General features: G+C 65.3%; 12 protein-coding genes and 1 pseudogene. 7 read left to right on the forward strand and 6 right to left on the reverse strand.

The window, feature by feature from the left end:
• Positions 1-62: 62 nt before the first annotated feature.
• The 3 genes from NDY25_RS09325 to xanC are packed head-to-tail and all read right to left on the reverse strand — an operon-like array spanning position 63 to position 1,856.
• On the reverse strand, positions 63-812 hold the full coding sequence (locus NDY25_RS09325) for a lysophospholipid acyltransferase family protein (RefSeq protein ID WP_074056423.1): 750 nt from the start codon (positions 810-812) through the stop codon (positions 63-65).
• A gap of 53 nt (positions 813-865) precedes the next feature.
• The gene (locus NDY25_RS09330; protein ID WP_168957590.1) at positions 866-1,549 is read right to left on the reverse strand and encodes a COG4648 family protein; all 684 of its coding nucleotides are present in this window, start codon (positions 1,547-1,549) and stop codon (positions 866-868) included.
• Positions 1,550-1,586: 37 nt separating this feature from the next.
• Positions 1,587-1,856, reverse strand: a complete 270-nt coding sequence (gene xanC / locus NDY25_RS09335; RefSeq protein ID WP_006451937.1) for a xanthomonadin biosynthesis acyl carrier protein XanC — start codon at positions 1,854-1,856, stop codon at positions 1,587-1,589.
• 338 nt (positions 1,857-2,194) lie between these two features.
• Here xanC and NDY25_RS09340 point away from each other — a divergent pair, with 338 nt between their 5' ends.
• Both NDY25_RS09340 and NDY25_RS09345 read left to right on the forward strand, forming a co-directional pair.
• Complete coding sequence (locus NDY25_RS09340; RefSeq protein WP_168957591.1) at positions 2,195-3,541, forward strand: NAD(P)/FAD-dependent oxidoreductase; 1,347 nt, start codon at positions 2,195-2,197, stop codon at positions 3,539-3,541.
• Positions 3,538-4,545 carry a chorismate transformation FkbO/Hyg5 family protein gene (locus NDY25_RS09345; protein ID WP_168957479.1) on the forward strand — a complete coding sequence of 336 codons (1,008 nt, stop codon included), beginning with the start codon at positions 3,538-3,540 and terminating at the stop codon, positions 4,543-4,545. Before NDY25_RS09340 ends, NDY25_RS09345 begins: the two co-directional genes overlap by 4 nt.
• Position 4,546: 1 nt before the next feature.
• On the opposite strand, the gene NDY25_RS09350 is transcribed toward NDY25_RS09345, so the two are convergent.
• Together NDY25_RS09350 and NDY25_RS09355 are read right to left on the reverse strand one after the other, a co-directional pair.
• On the reverse strand, positions 4,547-5,560 hold the full coding sequence (locus tag NDY25_RS09350; protein ID WP_168957480.1) for a hypothetical protein: 1,014 nt from the start codon (positions 5,558-5,560) through the stop codon (positions 4,547-4,549).
• A 35-nt stretch (positions 5,561-5,595) separates the two neighbouring features.
• Positions 5,596-6,939, reverse strand: coding sequence for an AMP-binding protein (locus tag NDY25_RS09355; RefSeq protein ID WP_168957481.1), 1,344 nt, complete (start codon positions 6,937-6,939; stop codon positions 5,596-5,598).
• A gap of 407 nt (positions 6,940-7,346) precedes the next feature.
• Here NDY25_RS09355 and NDY25_RS09360 point away from each other — a divergent pair.
• The 4 genes and pseudogenes from NDY25_RS09360 (at position 7,347) to hemF (ending at position 12,860) form a co-directional block, all read left to right on the forward strand.
• Positions 7,347-9,695: pseudogene (locus tag NDY25_RS09360) on the forward strand (S9 family peptidase).
• 311 nt (positions 9,696-10,006) lie between these two features.
• The gene (locus tag NDY25_RS09365; RefSeq protein WP_168957482.1) at positions 10,007-10,723 is read left to right on the forward strand and encodes a hypothetical protein; all 717 of its coding nucleotides are present in this window, start codon (positions 10,007-10,009) and stop codon (positions 10,721-10,723) included.
• Positions 10,720-11,295, forward strand: coding sequence for a hypothetical protein (locus NDY25_RS09370; RefSeq protein ID WP_168957483.1), 576 nt, complete (start codon positions 10,720-10,722; stop codon positions 11,293-11,295). Before NDY25_RS09365 ends, NDY25_RS09370 begins: the two co-directional genes overlap by 4 nt.
• Positions 11,296-11,960: 665 nt before the next feature.
• The gene (gene hemF / locus NDY25_RS09375; protein ID WP_168957484.1) at positions 11,961-12,860 is read left to right on the forward strand and encodes an oxygen-dependent coproporphyrinogen oxidase; all 900 of its coding nucleotides are present in this window, start codon (positions 11,961-11,963) and stop codon (positions 12,858-12,860) included.
• Positions 12,861-13,285: 425 nt separating this feature from the next.
• Here hemF and polA read toward each other — a convergent pair whose 3' ends face one another.
• Positions 13,286-16,087, reverse strand: a complete 2,802-nt coding sequence (gene polA / locus NDY25_RS09380; protein WP_168957485.1) for a DNA polymerase I — start codon at positions 16,085-16,087, stop codon at positions 13,286-13,288.
• A 77-nt stretch (positions 16,088-16,164) separates the two neighbouring features.
• Between polA and NDY25_RS09385 the strand changes: the two genes are divergently transcribed.
• Positions 16,165-16,446 carry a DUF2782 domain-containing protein gene (locus tag NDY25_RS09385; protein WP_095575361.1) on the forward strand — a complete coding sequence of 94 codons (282 nt, stop codon included), beginning with the start codon at positions 16,165-16,167 and terminating at the stop codon, positions 16,444-16,446.
• Positions 16,447-16,510: the final 64 nt, after the last annotated feature.

Here is a 16,510-nt window from a genome sequence, read left to right on the forward strand (position 1 = left end):
CGGGAAGTGCCCAGGCAGGCAGGGATGATCATGTGGCACGACGAAATCCATAAGCGGGTAACTCAAATCCTGGGTTGAAGCATGGCCGCCACGGCGGCGTGTGCCTGCTCGGTCAATTGTTGGCGGTCCGGCGCATCCGGCCCGGTCACCGGGATCGGGGCGCCGATGCGCACGCGGATGATGCCGGGGCGCACCCTGAACATACCCTCCACCGGCAGCACCTTGCCGCAGCCATCCAGCGCCACCGGCACTACCTGCACACCTGCATCGATAGCGGCCTGCAGTAGCCCGGCCTTGAATGGCAAAAGTGCGCCGCTACGGCTGCGGGTGCCTTCGGGAAACAGACACAACTGTTTGCCCTCGCGCAGCAGCGCGGCCGCCTGTCGTCGCACCATCGCCCCGGCACGCCGGCTGTCGCGGTCCAGGAACAGCATGCCGGTGCCACGCGCGAACCAGTTCACGAACGGCACCTTGAGCATTTCGTCCTTGAGCAGAAACCGCAGCGGCACCGGCAATGCATAGAACAACGCGCAGATGTCGATGACCGACTGGTGGTTGCTGACGAACAGGTAATTCTTGGACCAGTCCACGCGCTCGCGGCCTTCCACGATCACCTGGGCACCGGCGCCGCGAAACAGCACCGGCGACCACATCCAGCCGCCCATGCGCAGCAACCGATCGGGGTCGCGGGTGATCGCCAGCAACACCAGGCAATACACGATCCCGCCAGCGGTGAAGATCAGCGTAAAGGCCAGCTGCAACAGGTTGAACACGGCCCACGCCAGGCGCGACGGCATCCTTGCCAACGGCATTTTTGTCTTGTCCCTGAAAATGTGCACGTACGTCGCTGCCCCTGGCCACGCACTCAGCGCAGCAGATCGCGCCAGAACTCCGGCCCGAGCCGCGCCATCTGGCGTAAGAAGTCTGGCAGATTACGATAGGGACGCTGTGGAAACCAGCGGCCGCGCAATAGATATTCGCCCACGAAGAACCCGCCCACCACGCCATACGCCAGCAGATTGGCAAACAACGAGGCGCGCGCGTCGCTGATCGGCAGCGGCGAGGCGTAGCCCAGTTGCGCCAGCACGCCACTGGGTTCGGCGCACAGGCCCAGCACCAGATTCACCAGCGTCAGCGCGCACAGCAGCAGCGCCCAGGCCAGGGTGAGGCGACGCGTATAGCGGTACTGCTCGGGCGTGATCGGCATGCCGGCCTGGCGATACAGCCCTTCGACAATGCGCGTAATCAACGGCGTGCGCCCGCGGCGCAGGCTGCGGCCGAAGAACCAGGCGATCCAGCCGGTGAACACCACCGGCGGCGCGGCCAGCAGCAGCATCGCGTACGGCGAGTGCCACAACGCGCTCAGGCCGGCCAGCGTCAGCACCGCCAGCGCCCAGGCCCAGGCCCGGCTCGCGACCATCGGTTCGATCAACACCATCAGCACCAGCAAGGCCCCGGCGATGACCGCCACGTCCGGGCGATGACTGGCGTTGGCCCAGTGCGCCAACGGCGAGTACGCCACCGCCAGCAGCACGCCCAGCCCCAGCACCCACGGGGGCGCATCGGCAGGCGCTGCAGTAGGCAGATCAGACGGTCTTGTTGGTTTCGACATGCGCCGACAATGCGCGCAGCGACGCAAAGATGCGACGGTTCTCGTCGTTGTCAGAGCGCAGCTGGAAGCCATAGCGCTTGCTGATCGCCAGCGCCAGTTCCAGCGCGTCGATCGAATCCAGTCCCAGCCCGGTATTGAACAACGGCGCCTCCGGATCGATGTCGGCGGGTTGGACGTCTTCCAGGTTCAGACTTTCGACCAGGAGTTCGGCCAGTTCACGTTCGGCAGCGGTTTGCAGGGACATCCAGAAGCTTCCACAGGCGAGGGTCGGGCAACAAATTCGGAAAAATCAATCAAGGCAATCAATTCGAACAACAGCAACGCGTCGCAAACACCTGGCAGGTCGAGGCGGGCGATGCTTTGGAACCGCAGTGTACGTTGTCGCCGCTGCCGCTTCCGGGTACCGGCCACGTCCGTTGAGCGGTCGCGCAGTCGGTCTGTTGGTGATCGGGTGAGAGCGGTGAGGCAACCCGGGTGCACCTGTCCGGGCCGCCGGTCAGGCTATCATGACTGCATGACGCTCGCCCGCTGCAGGTTCGTTCCAGGATGACTTCCACCGCTGCTCGCCCCACCCCGACCGCCGTGCCGGCAGCCGGGCCGGCCCCCGGACCCGAGTGTCCGGATGTGTTGATCATTGGCGGCGGGCCAGCGGGCTGCGCCGCCGCCATCGTGCTCGCGCAGCAAGGCTGGCAGGTCACCCTGCTGGAGAAGGAGCAGCACCCGCGCTTTCATATCGGCGAATCGCTGCTGCCGATGAACGTACCGATCCTCGAACGCCTGGGCGTACTCGAACAAGTCCGCGATATCGGCGTGCTCAAGCGCGGCGCGGACTTTCCCAACGATGCCGGCGGTTACAACACGTTTCGTTTTTCGCGGGCGCTGGATGCCAAGGCCGATTTCGCCTTCCAGGTGCCGCGTGCGCAGTTCGACCAGGTGTTGTTCGAGCGCGCACGTGCGGTTGGCGTGGATGCGCGCGAGCAGGTCAAGGTCGAACAGGTCAGCTTCGATGGCGAACAGCCGGTATTGCAGGCACGCGGCGTGGACGGCGAGCAGCAGTTCCGCCCGCGCTATCTGCTCGACGCCAGCGGCCGCGACACCTTTCTGGGCAACCGCTTCAAGCTCAAACGCGCCAATGCCAAGCATCAATCGGCCGCGCTGTTCACCCATTTCCGCGGCGTGACGCGCCGGCCGGGCGAGGATGCCGGCAACATCAGCATCTACCGGCATGCGCATGGCTGGATGTGGCTGATCCCGCTGCCGGACGACATCATGAGCGTGGGCGCGGTCTGCTACCCGGAATACATGAAGACCCGCAAGGGCGACAGCGAAGGCTTTTTGATGCGCACACTGGCGCTCAATGCCGAAGTCACCGCGCGCATGCACGGCGCAGAGCGCGTGGCACCGGTGCACGCCACCGGCAACTACGCCTACGAATGCACGCGCATGGCTGGCCCGCGCTGGCTGATGCTCGGCGATGCCTACACCTTCGTCGACCCGATGTTTTCCTCGGGCGTGTTTCTGGCCATGCACAGCGCCGAGCGCGGTGCGGCGATGGTGAACCAGGCGCTGCGCACGCCGCAGCACGAGGCGAAACTGCAGCGGGCCTTGCAGCGTGAACTCAAGCGCGGCGTGGATGAGTTCAAGTGGTTCATCTACCGCTTCACCTCGCCGACCATGCGCACCCTGTTCGCGCAACCGCAGAACACCTGGCAGATCGAAGAGGCCGTGGTGGCGATGCTGGCCGGCGACGTGTTCGAGAGCCCGAAGGTGCGCCTGCGTCTGCGTGCGTTCCGCGCCATTTACGCCATCACCACCTTGTCGATGATGCCGCGCGCCTGGCACTCCTGGCGGCAACGCCGGCGTCAGGCCACGCTCGGCTTCGACGGCGACACCTTGCAACGCGATACGCAACAACGAGACACGCAATGACCGCTTCCCAGGCCCAGACCACGCACGCCGTGCGCCATCCCCGCCTGCAGGTCGACTATGTCGATCAGACCGACCCGTCTGCCCTGCTCACCGATCCGCAGGTGCTGGCCGTGTTCGGCTTCGGCACTGCAGCGGCGCGTCTGGACGACCCGCGTTACCTGCGCGTGCCACTGCAGCCGTATCAGGCCAGCGTGCTGGAAGTGTGGCGCAGCGACTCGCCGGTGCGCAGTGGGCGCGACGGCAACATCGCCTGGTCCAGCGACGGGCGCCTGCAGTTCGGCGTGATCGAGATCGACGAACAGGATGTGGACATCGAAGAAGCCGCCGCGAAGGCGTATGCGGAAATCACCGCCTTCGTCACCGGCAGCCAGACTCCACGCATGCTGCGTATCTGGAATTATCTGGATGCGATCACCCTGGGCAGCGGCGACCGCGAACGCTATCGGCAATTCTGCATCGGCCGTGCACGCGGCCTGGGCGCCTTCGATACCGCACAGCTGCCTGCCGCTACTGCGGTGGGCCGTTGCGATGCCGAGCGCATCATCCAGATCTACTGGCTGGCCGCCAGCGACGCCGGCACACCGCTGGAAAATCCGCGCCAGGTCAGCGCCTACAACTACCCGCGCCAGTACGGCCCGCAGCCACCGAGTTTTGCGCGCGCCATGCTGCCGCCGGCCGGCAGCGACATGCCGCTGCTGCTGTCAGGCACCGCCGCGGTGGTCGGGCATGCCTCGATGCACACCGGCCAGTTGCTCGCGCAGCTGGAAGAAACCTTCGCCAACTTCGACGCCCTGCTCGGCGCCGCACGCCAGCACGCCCCCGCCCTGCCCGCGCAATTCGGCGCCGGCACGCGTTTGAAGGTCTACGTGCGCGAGCAAGACGACCTGCCCAAGGTTGCGCAAGCACTGGACGCCCGCTTCGGTGACGCCGTGCCGCGCCTGCTGCTGCACGCGGTGATCTGCCGCGATGAGTTGGCGGTGGAGATCGATGGGGTGCATGGGTGAGTTAGTGAGCGCATTGCGCTGGATCGATATCGCCTACACCGCCATTTTCGCTCACCATCACCCTGGCTGATTCAGGCATCGGCGTGGCAGACCACGTTCCCGCCCACTCAGCGCCCAACGCGTCGGCCCTTGCGAGATCGCTGGCTGTCGCGTGCTGTTGCAACCAGGCGATGTTGTCGTCGATCACTTCGCGCGATCGCGGACTCGCAGTGGCAGGCAGTTGCTGGCTGCCGCGTCGATACAATGCCAATGACCGTGCAAGATCCGGTTTAACTACCTGCGCCAGGAAGAAACGTTCACCGCTGTCGCGGCGCGGCGAATAGGCAGCCGCCAAGGCCAGCGAGGTTTGCAGATCTCCGCGTGAGGCTGCCTGCAATGCAAGGGTCTCCGCTTCTTTCCGATAGCGCTGCAATTCCGGTAGAAGCTCCAGCATGTCGCGTCGCCGAAACGCGTTACCGGCCGCGTAATGCGCCAATGCACCTGGATTTCCGGCAAGCGCACCTTGTCGCCACAACGCGACCCGCTCGGCCACGGAAACCTGCCGGATACCTTCGCAGCGATCGGCAGCTTTCACCAACCCCATCGCCATGCCGTCCAGCATCTTGTTCCAGGCATCAGGATTGCCGCCCTCATTCGTGGTGACGACCTTTCGCTCACGGGCACGCTGCGCGCGCCATACCAGCTCGTCGTAAGTGGCAAGTTGTTGCTGGATCCCATCACAACGTTCCAGTTCGATTGCCAGTCGGCACGCAGCAGCGGGATCACCTTGCTCGGCGCGACGACTGAGCTCGTCGAAGACCTGGCGCAACGGCGTATCAGCAGGAGGTAGCGGCGCCGAAGCTACGGCAGGCTTGGCCTGCCTGCCCGGCATGACAGCGCTGGGTGCACGCAGGGGGACTGCCTCAATTGAACGATCGGAGCGATGCAATCGCAGCCACCCCACACACGTCACCACGATCGCAATCGCAATCACTGCACAGATCACGAATTTCCTGTTTGCAGATCCCTTGCGCATGCGGCCACTCCTCCTTGGTGTCCGACAAGTATCTCTCAGCCGTTGAGCAAAGCCAGCACCACATCGCGCGGCAGCTTGCCGGTTTCGTTGCGTGGCAATGCGGGGAGTTTGCGCAGGCGGCGTGGGAGGAACACCGGGTCGACGCTGATGCGCAGGGCGGCGAGGATCTGCGCTTCGTCCAGGGTCGGGGCGACCACCAGTGCGGCGATGCGGCCGACGGCCTGCCCGGGATCCGGTGTGAGCTGCACGATGGTGCCGTCGATCACGCCGGGAATGGCCAGCAGGCGGCGGGTAAGGTCGGCCAGCGAGGCGCGTTTGCCGGCGATTTCCAGCAGATCGGCCTGACGGCCGCGCACCTGAAAGCGGCCGTCTGCGGCCACGTCCATCATGTCGGCCAGCAGCACCGGCGTTGCCAGATGCGGTGCGTGCACCAGCGTGCCGGCAGCCTGTGTTTCCAGGCGTACGCCGGGCAGCGGTGTCCACGCCGCTTCCAGTGCGGTGCGCCGCACGGCGAAGACGCAGGTTTCGGTGGAACCGAACATCTCGCGCACTTCGCCGCCAAAGCGTGCTTCGGCCGCCACGGCGATTTCCTGCGCCAGCGGTGCGGTGGCCGACACGATGCCGGCCAGCGGCGGCAACTGCACGCCCGATTCGACCAGCGCACGCAGGTGCACCGGTGTGGTCACCAACAGGCGCGGCTCCGGAATTTCGGCCAGCGCATGCGCCACATCGTCGGGGAAGAACGGCCGCCCGGCATGCACGGCCAGCGTGGTCACCATCGGCAGCAGTACCGACAATTCCATGCCGTACATATGCTGCGGCGGCACCGTGGCCACCACGTGCGGCACCGCATCGGTGTGCGCCCACAGGCTCTCCAGCGCGACCAGATCCTGGCGCGTGCTGGTCAAAAAACTGCCCCAGGTCTTGGGATTCGGTTGCGGGCTGCCGGTGCTGCCGGAGGTAAAACCAATCGCCACCAGAGCATCGTCTGCCAGTTGCGGCATCGGGCCATCGGCCTGCGGCAACTCTGCCGGCAATTGCCAGTAGCGCGGCGGTGCCAGCTCCAAGGCAAGATCGCCCAGACAATACGCATCGGCGTGGCGCGCCTGCACTTCACCGACCACCGCCGGTGCGCGCGACGACGGCAGCAGCGACACCTGGCCGCGCAGCGCGCAGGCGTAGAAGGCGACCATGAAACGGTAGCGGTCTTCGCACAGATTCACCGCGTGGCGGCCGTCCGGCAGCTGCTGCGCCAAGCCGTGCACGTGCGCGATGAAGGTCGCCAGATCCACCGACTGCCCTGCCCGCCAGGCCAGCGGCCGGCCGGGCGCGCCAACGGCCATCGGGTGCGAAACAACAAAAGCAGGCAGGCTGGACATGTGAACCGACAGTCACAAAAGCGCGCTAGCTTGGCCGCCACCTGGGCTGCTGGCAAGTCGCAGGGTCTGTGGCTACGCCGCAGTGCCGGATGTTCGCAGCGTCGCCGCTGGCGTGCGTGAAGCACCCTTGGCGTTGTGACAGCTGCGCATCACGACGTGGAATGCATTGAAACTGATATTGAAAGTGATGCGGTGAGATCGGCCAGGTCGCGCGTGCTGCCGTGCGTGGACTGCGCATTTACCGTCAGGCGCATCTGGTCGAGCTCGCCACTGGCACAGACCCCGCCGCTTCGACGACACACTCCACCACCCGCCCCGCGCATGACCTGTGGCCCAAGCCCCCGGTCGAAGCGAGCTGCTAGGCTTGGCCGCTCTTTCGTTGCGTCCAGTCGTTTCCGATGCCCAGATTGTTGCCGCTGTCCTTGTTATTGCTGGCTGTCACCGCGCACGCGTAGTCCGTCGCACCGCTCACCATCGAACAGGTGATGGCCGACCCCGACTGGATCGGGCCGGCCTGGTGGCAGTGGGATGGCAAACAGGTGCAATACCTGCTCAAACGCGAGGGCAGCCCGGTGCGCGACACCTATCGCCAGGGCACCGGCGGCGCTGCGGCAGAACGCGTGGCGGACAACGCCCGCGCCGGTCTGGATGCGGATAACCCCAGCTACGACGCGGCGCGTCAGCGCATGCTGTTCGCGCGCAATGGCGACATCTTTCTGCGCGATCTGCGCTCGGGCGCGCTGACCCAGCTGACCCGCAGCAACGAGGTCGAATCGCGTCCGCAGTTCGCCAGCGATGGCGGTGCGATCTGGCGTGCGGGCAACAACTGGTATCACTGGCGCGCCGATGGCGGCACCGCGCAGGTGGCGGTCGTCAAGGCCGAACGCGATCCCGATGCCGCGCCCAAAGCCGATGTGTTGCGCGAGCAGCAACTGGCCACGCTGGCCACGCTGCGCCGCGACCGCGAGCAGCGCGAGGCGCTGCGCACGCAGGAAGACACCTGGCGTCGCGCCGACGCCACGCGTGCCACTGCACCGGTGTATCTGGGCGATGAGGTGGAGATCGTCGACAGCGCGTTGTCGCCGGACGGCCGCCACCTGCTGGTGATGACCCAGGCCAAGAATGCCGACGAAGGCCAGGCCGGCAAGATGCCCAAGTACGTGACCGAATCCGGCTACGAAGAATTCCAGGAAACCCGCCCCCGCGTCGGCCGCAACATGCCAGCCGCACACACGCTATGGCTGGTCGACGTGATCGCAGGCAGCGCGCGCCAGCTGTCTTTCGACGCGCTGCCCGGCATCGCCACCGACCCGCTGGCCGCACTGCGCAAGGCCGCCAAGCGCGACCCGCTCAAGGGCAACCGCGCGGTGCGCGTGGAAAGCGATGGCGACGGCAACGGGCCGGCCGTGCATTGGAGCGACGATGGCCGCAACGTGGCGGTGGAAATCCGCGCGGTGGACAACAAGGACCGCTGGATCGCCAGCGTGGATCTGGAGGCGGCCAAACTTCAGCCGCGTCATCGGCTGAGCGATAGCGCCTGGATCAACTGGGACTTCAACGATTTTGGCTGGCTGCCCGACAACCGCACGCTGTGGCTGCTCTCGGAAGAATCCGGCTATTCGCAGCTGTACACGGTGGAAGGCAACGGCAGGCCGCGTCAGCGCACCCGTGGCAAGTGGGAAGTGTCGATGCCGGTGCCCAGCGCCGATGGCAGCGGCATGTATTTCCTGTGCAATCAGAAATGGCCGGGCGATTACGAGGTGTGCAAGCTGGATCTGCGCACCGACCAGCTCACCGAAGTGACAGCCTTGAACGGTGTGGAAGGCTTCAGCCTGTCGCCGAATGGGCAGCAGGTGCTGGTGCGCTACTCCGGCGCCTATCTGCCGCCGCAGCTGGCGGTGGTGCCGGCAACCGGTGGCCAGGCCACGGTGCTGACCGATACGCGGACACCCGCCTTCAAGGCGCAGCCGTGGATCGCACCGCAGTACGTGCAGGTGCCATCCAAACACGGCGCCGGTACGGTCTGGGGCAAGTACTACGGCCCGCAGAATCCCGAGCCCGGCAAGCAGTATCCGATCGTGATGTTCGTGCACGGCGCCGGCTATCTGCAAAACGTGTCGCAGCGCTACACACCGTATTTCCGCGAGCAGATGTTCCATAACCTGCTGGTGCAGCAGGGCTACATCGTGCTGGACCTGGATTACCGCGCATCGGAAGGTTACGGCCGCGACTGGCGCACCGCGATTTACCGCAACATGGGACATCCGGAGCTGGAAGACTATCTGGACGGCCTGGACTGGCTGGTCGCCACCAAACAGGGCGACCGTGCACGCGCCGGCATCTACGGCGGCTCGTACGGCGGCTTCATGACCTACATGGCGCTGTTCCGCAGCCCCGGCACCTTCAAGGCCGGCGCGGCGCTGCGGCCGGTGGGCGACTGGATGCAATACAACCACGACTACACCTCCAACATCCTCAACACCCCCGAGCTCGATCCGCAGGCCTACAAGACCTCCTCGCCGATCAACTACGCCGACGGGCTGCAGGACCATCTACTGATCGCCCACGGCATGATCGATGACAACGTGTTCTTCAAGGACTCGGTCGACATGACCCAGAAACTGGTTGAGCTGCACAAGGACAACAGGCAGGTGGCGCCGTATCCGCTGGAACGCCACGGCTTTACGCGTGCCGATTCGTGGCTGGACGAATACAAGCGCATCCTCAAACTGTTCAATGAGCAGGTGAAGCCGTAAGGCATGCGATTGTGGCCGGGCGATGCGTGCTGCGTCGCCCGGCCGATGACACGTCATGCAGCGGCAGCACCCGGATCTTGCGGCAAGCAGCAGGTAGCGCGCGTTGCACGCGGGGTGTCGTGCACGCATCGCCCCGCAACAACGTGCCTGGCACTCACCTCCACGTACGCAACTGGCTCTAAGCTTGACGCAGGATCGGCAGATCGCTGGCGCATCGCGCTCCCCTCTGCATCGGTCTGCCGCCCGACCGGAGCGCCGCCGGCACCGCAGCGGCTTTCCATTCACCGACCGGCGCGCAGAAGGTAATCGCGATGGGCCTGTGGGACCGATTGTTTGGACGCAAGACCCCGGCGGCAAAGACGCCACGAGCCGAACCGACAGTGGCACCGGCCGCCACAGCCGACGACACGGAAACCGAAGCCAAGATCGACCCCGCATTGCTGCCAGCGCTGAGCCTATTCCAGCGTGGCGATCAAGTGGGCGCCTACAACGCCGCACAAGCGCAGCTGCATCTGGGTGCCGATGCACAGCGGTTATGTGCGTTGGCATTGAGCGCGCTGGACCGCTACCGCGAGGCCTACCCGCACTGGCTGGCGCTGTATGAGCTGGAGCCCACCGCGCACAACGCATTGCAGTTGGCGACCACCTCGGTGATGTGCAACGAGATCGATCGTGGCGAGCAGTGGCTGCTGACCTTCGATGATTTGAATGCGCAGGAGCGCTCCACCTCACCGGCCACCGCACGCACCAGCTTCCTCACCGCGTTGACCCGCGCCGGCCACGGTGCGCACGCGTTGCCGCATCTGGAGTGGTTGCGCGAGGCGTACGCAGGAATGTCGATCACTGACAGCCATTTCCTCTACGTGCGCGGGCTACCGTTTTTCGAAGCATTCCTGGAGCGCAGCACGCCGTTGTTGCGCGAGTGCCTGCCGGCCGATGCGCTGCCGGGTTGGTACGCGCAACTGCAGCCGTCGCTGGATCCTGATGGCCAGGCTGCGGTGGCCGCACATATCGCCTCGCTGCAATGAACGCACCGCTGCCACCGTCATCGCGCTCGCATGGCGGCTTTGTCACGCCACTGGCATGGGTATCGTTGCTGCTCGGGCTGGTCAGCGCGATGGGCAATCTGCTGCAGATCATGCTGATCGCGATCATGCCGGACGCGACGTCGCTGGGCTTGCCCGACGGCATGACACTGCCGCCGTCGTGGCAGTGGCTGATCGATCATGCGCTGTCGTTGTCGATCGCAGGTGCAATGCTATCGGCCGCGTTTGCGTGGCTCAGCTGGGCGTTGCTGCAGCGACGCGAGTGGGCGCGGGTCGGGTTTGTGGCGGTGTTGCTGGTGACAGGGCTACTCAATTTCGGCGGCTTGGCGTTGATCGGGCCGTTGTTCGAGGGTGTGCAGGCCATGCTGCCCGCCGATGTGCTGCATAGCCCGGAGTGGCCGCAGTTGCAGGCGCGCCTGCAGGCGACGCGCCAGCTCGCATTGCTGCTGACCGGCGCGGGCGTCCTGGCACTCGGCTGCATCCACGCGGCGCTGGCGTGGCGGCTGTGTACGCCGGCCGTGCGCGCTGAATTTGCTGCATCGCGCTTGGCGTGATCGTTCGCTGATCTGCTGCGTGGACAGCTTCCACGGTGTGCCAGTCGCGTCGAGGGCGCGATGCCCTCACCGCTCGCGGGACACGCCGCAAGTACGTCCATGTAGGCTCGGTGGCGGCATCCATGCCGCCACACGGTCCCGCAATCGGTAAGGGCACCGCACCAGAAAGTTTGTAGGTTGCTTTGTTGAAGGTCTGCCTGTTGATCACCTTGCGTTGCGAAGCTGATCCGACGCGCCGCTATCCAAACAGCGCACATCCTGCATTGCTTGCACCATGCAAACCGACCATCTCCACCGGTCCTTGCCTGCCCACCGTCGCGGGACCTTACGCGGCATGGATGCCGCGTAAGAGCTTACAAGGACGTACTTGCAGCGTGTCCCGCGAGGGTGGGCGGGCAAGGGCCCTGCAGCAAATCGGCAGATCAGCCGCTCTACAACTGATCTATACAACTGATCTATCCCCGCTGCTCAACCACTCCAAGACAACCGAGATTCCGGCTCGTAACGACGTTGAGATGGAGTGCAAGAGAACAGGTCAGCAGCCTAGTTGGTCGGGCCCCCGTGCCCGTCCGCTAGCTGCCCAAGCGAAGCATTGCCTCGCCCTGCGACAAACGGGCGCGTTCGCCCCGATGCACGAACCAGGATGCACCGCTTAGAATCGGGGCATGAACGAATTCGACCGTGTACGCGATTATTTGACCGGCTTGCAGGACCGTATCTGCGCTGCCGTGGAAGCCATCGATGGCAGCGCGCGTTTTGCCGAAGACCTCTGGCAGCGCGAAGAAGGCGGCGGCGGGCGCACCCGCATCCTGCGCGATGGCGCAGTGTTCGAGCAGGCCGGCATCGGCTTTTCGGATGTGTCCGGCTCGCGCCTGCCGCCTTCGGCCAGTGCGCATCGGCCCGAACTGGCCGGAGCGACCTGGCGCGCCTGCGGTGTCTCGCTGGTGTTCCATCCGCACAATCCGCACATCCCCACCACCCACGCCAACGTGCGCTACTTCCGCGCCGAGCGCGATGGCGACGTGGTGGCGGCCTGGTTCGGCGGCGGCTTCGATCTGACCCCGTTCTACCCCGTCGACGAAGACGTGCTGCATTGGCACCGCACCGCGCAGACGCTGTGCGCCCCATTTGGCGAAGAACGCTATGCCGCGCACAAGCGCTGGTGCGACGAATACTTCTTCCTGCGCCACCGCAACGAGACGCGTGGCGTGGGCGGCCTGTTCTTCGACGACCTAGATAAGGACTTCGAGCGCGACTTCGCCTATCAGCGCGCGGTTGGCGATGGCTTTCTGGATGCCTACCTGCCAATCGTCGAGCGCCGCAAGGACACGCCGTACGGCGAGCGTGAGCGCGAGTTCCAGCTCTACCGTCGCGGCCGCTATGTGGAATTCAACCTGGTCTACGACCGCGGCACCCTGTTCGGCCTGCAGAGCGGCGGGCGCGCCGAGAGCATCCTGATGAGCTTGCCACCACGCGTGCGTTGGGAATACGGATTCACACCGGAACCGGGCAACGCCGAGGCGCGTCTGATGGACTATCTGGTGCCGCGCAATTGGCTAGGCTGAACCGGCTGATTAAACACGGCGTTGAATGAAACGCTGTGTTGATTGATTGATTTAATTAAGCCCGTTTAAATTTGTGATTGCCAGCGCAACCGAATCATTCGCCTTACGCAATGAGCCAATTATGTTGCAGAGCAAAATTCAAGCCTGAAAATAAAAAGCCCCGCAGACCAGGGGGAGGTCGGCGGGGCCAGGGAACGGAAACTTGGGGAGTAGTTTCCGCTCCGAGATCTGCTCCAGGGGATGGGAGAGATCTGCCGACAGGCGTTGCGCCCGTCGAGGGATATAACAACATTTTCTACATTGATGGATCGTGAAGATAACTGTTAAAAATATGTAGAATTTAGCAGTTATTCATTCCATCGGCGCAGGCCTAATCCGCATAATGTCTGGTCTGAGCATTCAGCATATCAGCGTTATCTGCTGGGTCAGTGCGCCTCATCCCAATTATCGCCGACGCCGGAATCGACCACGAGCGGCACGCGCAACTCAGCGGCGGCCGACATGCGCGTGGTGACCTCCCTCAGCAGCGTGTCGACGAAGTCGGCATCGGCTTCGAACACCAGTTCATCGTGCACCTGCAGGATCATCAGCGCGCGCTCGGCGTGGTCGGAGATCCAGCCATCCACGCTGACCATGGCGCGCTTGATGATGTCGGCGGCGGTGCCCTGCATCGGTGCGTTGATGGCGGCGCGCTCGGCGCCGGCGCGCTGGCCCTGGCTCCCGGCATTGATGAAGTCCAGATACAGCCGGCGGCCGAACACCGTTTCCACGTAGCCCTTGTCGCGCGCCTGCTGGCGGGTGGTTTCCATGAAGTCGCGCACGCCCGGGTAGCGGCTGAAGTACAGCGCGATGTAATCCTGCGCCTCGCCACGGCCGATACCGAGCTGGCGGGCCAGGCCGAACGCGCTCATGCCGTACATCAGGCCGAAGTTGATCGCCTTGGCGGCGCGGCGCTCATCATTGCTGACGGTATCAATGGTGCGGCCGAACACTTCGGCGGCGGTGGCGCGGTGGACGTCGGCGCCGGACTCGAACGCGCCGACCAGGCCGGGGTCGCCGGACAGGTGGGCCATGATGCGCAGCTCGATCTGCGAGTAGTCGCAGGCGATCAGCTTGCGCCCGGCCGGGGCCACGAAGGCGCGGCGGATGCGGCGGCCGTCTTCGGTGCGGATCGGGATGTTCTGCAGGTTGGGATCGGACGAAGACAGCCGCCCGGTGGCGGCGCCGGCCTGGTGGTAGCTGGTGTGCACGCGCCCGGACTGCGGGTGGATCATCTCCGGCAGCTTGTCGGTATAGGTGCTGCGCAGCTTGGTCAGCCCGCGGTATTCCAGGATCACCCGTGGCAGCTCGTGCTGGTCGGCAATGGCTTCCAGCGCCTCTTCGTTGGTCGAGGGCTGGCCCTTGGGCGTTTTGACTACCGCGGGCAGCTTGAGCTCGTCGAACAACAGCGCCTGCAATTGCTTGGGCGAATCCAGGTTGAAGGTGCGCCCGGCCAGCTCGGTGGCTTTTTGCTGGGCGGCGAGCATGCGCTTGGACAGGTCTGCGCTCTGGCGGCGCAGTTCGGCCGCGTCCACGCACACGCCGTTGGCTTCGATGCGTGCCAGCACTTCCACCAGCGGCATCTCGATCTCGCGGTAGACGCGCTCCAGGCCCGGCTCGGCGGCCAGCTTGGGGCCAAGCACGTGGTGCAGGCGCAGGGTGATGTCGGCATCTTCGGCGGCGTAGCGGGTGGCGTCTTCCAGGCTGATCTGCGCGAATGGGATCTGCTTGGCACCCTTGCCGCAAACGTCTTCGTACTTGACCGTGTCGTAGCCCAGGTAGCGCTTGGCCAGGCTGTCCATGTCGTGACGGGCGCTGCCGGAATTGAGCACGAAGCTCTCCAGCAAGGTGTCGTCGCTGTAGCCGGCCAGGGCGATGCCGTGGCGGCGCATCACGTGCAGGTCGTACTTGCCGTGCTGGCCGAGCTTGCGCACGGCAGGGTCGGTAAGCAGCGGTGCCAACTGGGCCAGCGCCTTGCTGCGGTCGAGCTGGGCCGGAGCGCCGGGAAAGTTGTGGCCGAACGGCAGATACGCCGCCTGGCCAGACTCGGCGGCCACGCTCAGGCCGATCAGGTCGGCCTGCAGCGGATCCAGGCTGTCGGTTTCGGTATCGAAGGCGAACTGGCCGGCGGCGCGCAGGCGTGCGATCCAGCTGTCGAGCTGTTCCTGGGTGAGGATGGTGTCGTACTGGCCGGGTGTCGACAGCGCCGGGTCCACTTCCACCGGGGCGCTGACCGGGCCGGACACGAAGCCGGTGCCGCGCGCGCGGCCGGGTTCGGTGCGGGCGCTGGCTGCGGCGGCCCCCAACGGCATCGGCTCGGTCAGCAGGCCAGCCTGGGCAGCGGCGCCGCCGAGTTCGCGCAGCGCCTGGGTGAAGCCGTAGCGTGCGTACAGCACCGCCAGCGTTTCGGCGTTGGGCTCGCGCAGGTCCAGCGCGCGCGGGCCGCTGGCCAGGGTCACGTCGGTCTTGATGGTGACCAGTTCGCGGTTAAGCGGCAGCCGCGGCAACGCGGCGCGCAGGTTCTCGCCGATCTTGCCCTTGATCTTGTCGGCGTTGGCGATCACGCCGTCGAGCGAGTCGTATTCGGCAAGCCATTTGGCGGCGGTCTTGGGGCCGCACTTGTCCACGCCGGGCACGTTGTCGACGGTGTCGCCCATCAGCGCGAGCAGGTCGACGATCTGGTCGGGGCGCACGCCGAACTTGGCGATCACCGCCTCGTCCGAATCCATGCGGCTGCCGCTCATGGTGTTGACCAGTTCGATGCCCGGACGCACCAGCTGCGCGAAGTCCTTGTCGCCGGTGGAGATGGTGACGCTCAAGCCATCGGCGGCGGCCTGCAGGGCCAGCGTGCCGATCACATCGTCGGCTTCCACGCCGTCGATGCGCAGGATGTCGATGCCCAGCGCATGCACGATGTCGCACATCGGCTGCACCTGCGCGCGCAGGTCGTCGGGCATCGACGGGCGATTGGCCTTGTAGTCGGCATACAAGTCATCACGGAAGGTCTTGCCGGGCGCATCCACCACGAACGCGACATAGGCCGGACGTTCCTTCAAGGTGGCGCGCAGCATGTTGACCACACCGAACAAGGCACCAGTGGGCTCGCCCTGGGCATTGGTCAGCGGCGGAAGCGCGTGGAACGCGCGATACAGGTAACTGGACCCGTCGATCAGGACTAATTTGCTCATCGGCCAATTCTACCGCTGCACGCTCACCCCACGCCGCCCAGCGCATACTGAGCAACGACCTAGAACGGATGAAGACGATGATGAGAGCAAGTCTTTTGCTGCTGCCATTACTGCTGCTCGGCGGCTGTGCCACCAGCGGCGCCAGCGGCAACGTGCCGGCCGGTGCGGATGTCACCAGCAAGACCATGGGCAACGGCGACAAGGTCGACGAGTACCGGGTCAACGGCCAGCTGGAAATGGTGCGCGTGACGCCCGCGCGCGGTGCGCCCTACTTCCTGTATGACCGCGATCACGACGGCCATACCGATGCGGAAAAGGACAAGGTCAACAAGGTGTATTGGAAGTTGTATAGCTGGTGATTCGGGATTCGGGATTCGGGATTCGTAGAGCGTAAGCGCAGCGGCTCTTTGGCCGCTGGTGCCG

The organism is Xanthomonas hortorum pv. pelargonii, from assembly GCF_024499015.1.
GTDB classification, from domain to species: domain Bacteria; phylum Pseudomonadota; class Gammaproteobacteria; order Xanthomonadales; family Xanthomonadaceae; genus Xanthomonas; species Xanthomonas hortorum_B.

Excerpts from the sequence above, each read along its gene's own strand:
- polA (WP_168957485.1), bottom strand. The coding sequence starts at position 16,087 with ATGAGCAAATTAGTCCTGATCGACGGGTCCAGTTACCTGTATCGCGCG.
- hemF (WP_168957484.1), top strand. The coding sequence starts at position 11,961 with ATGAACGAATTCGACCGTGTACGCGATTATTTGACCGGCTTGCAGGAC.
- NDY25_RS09370 (WP_168957483.1), top strand. The coding sequence starts at position 10,720 with ATGAACGCACCGCTGCCACCGTCATCGCGCTCGCATGGCGGCTTTGTC.
- NDY25_RS09385 (WP_095575361.1), top strand. The coding sequence starts at position 16,165 with ATGATGAGAGCAAGTCTTTTGCTGCTGCCATTACTGCTGCTCGGCGGC.
- xanC (WP_006451937.1), bottom strand. The coding sequence starts at position 1,856 with ATGTCCCTGCAAACCGCTGCCGAACGTGAACTGGCCGAACTCCTGGTC.
- NDY25_RS09350 (WP_168957480.1), bottom strand. The coding sequence starts at position 5,560 with ATGCGCAAGGGATCTGCAAACAGGAAATTCGTGATCTGTGCAGTGATT.
- NDY25_RS09365 (WP_168957482.1), top strand. The coding sequence starts at position 10,007 with ATGGGCCTGTGGGACCGATTGTTTGGACGCAAGACCCCGGCGGCAAAG.
- NDY25_RS09325 (WP_074056423.1), bottom strand. The coding sequence starts at position 812 with ATGCCGTTGGCAAGGATGCCGTCGCGCCTGGCGTGGGCCGTGTTCAAC.
- NDY25_RS09355 (WP_168957481.1), bottom strand. The coding sequence starts at position 6,939 with ATGTCCAGCCTGCCTGCTTTTGTTGTTTCGCACCCGATGGCCGTTGGC.
- NDY25_RS09345 (WP_168957479.1), top strand. The coding sequence starts at position 3,538 with ATGACCGCTTCCCAGGCCCAGACCACGCACGCCGTGCGCCATCCCCGC.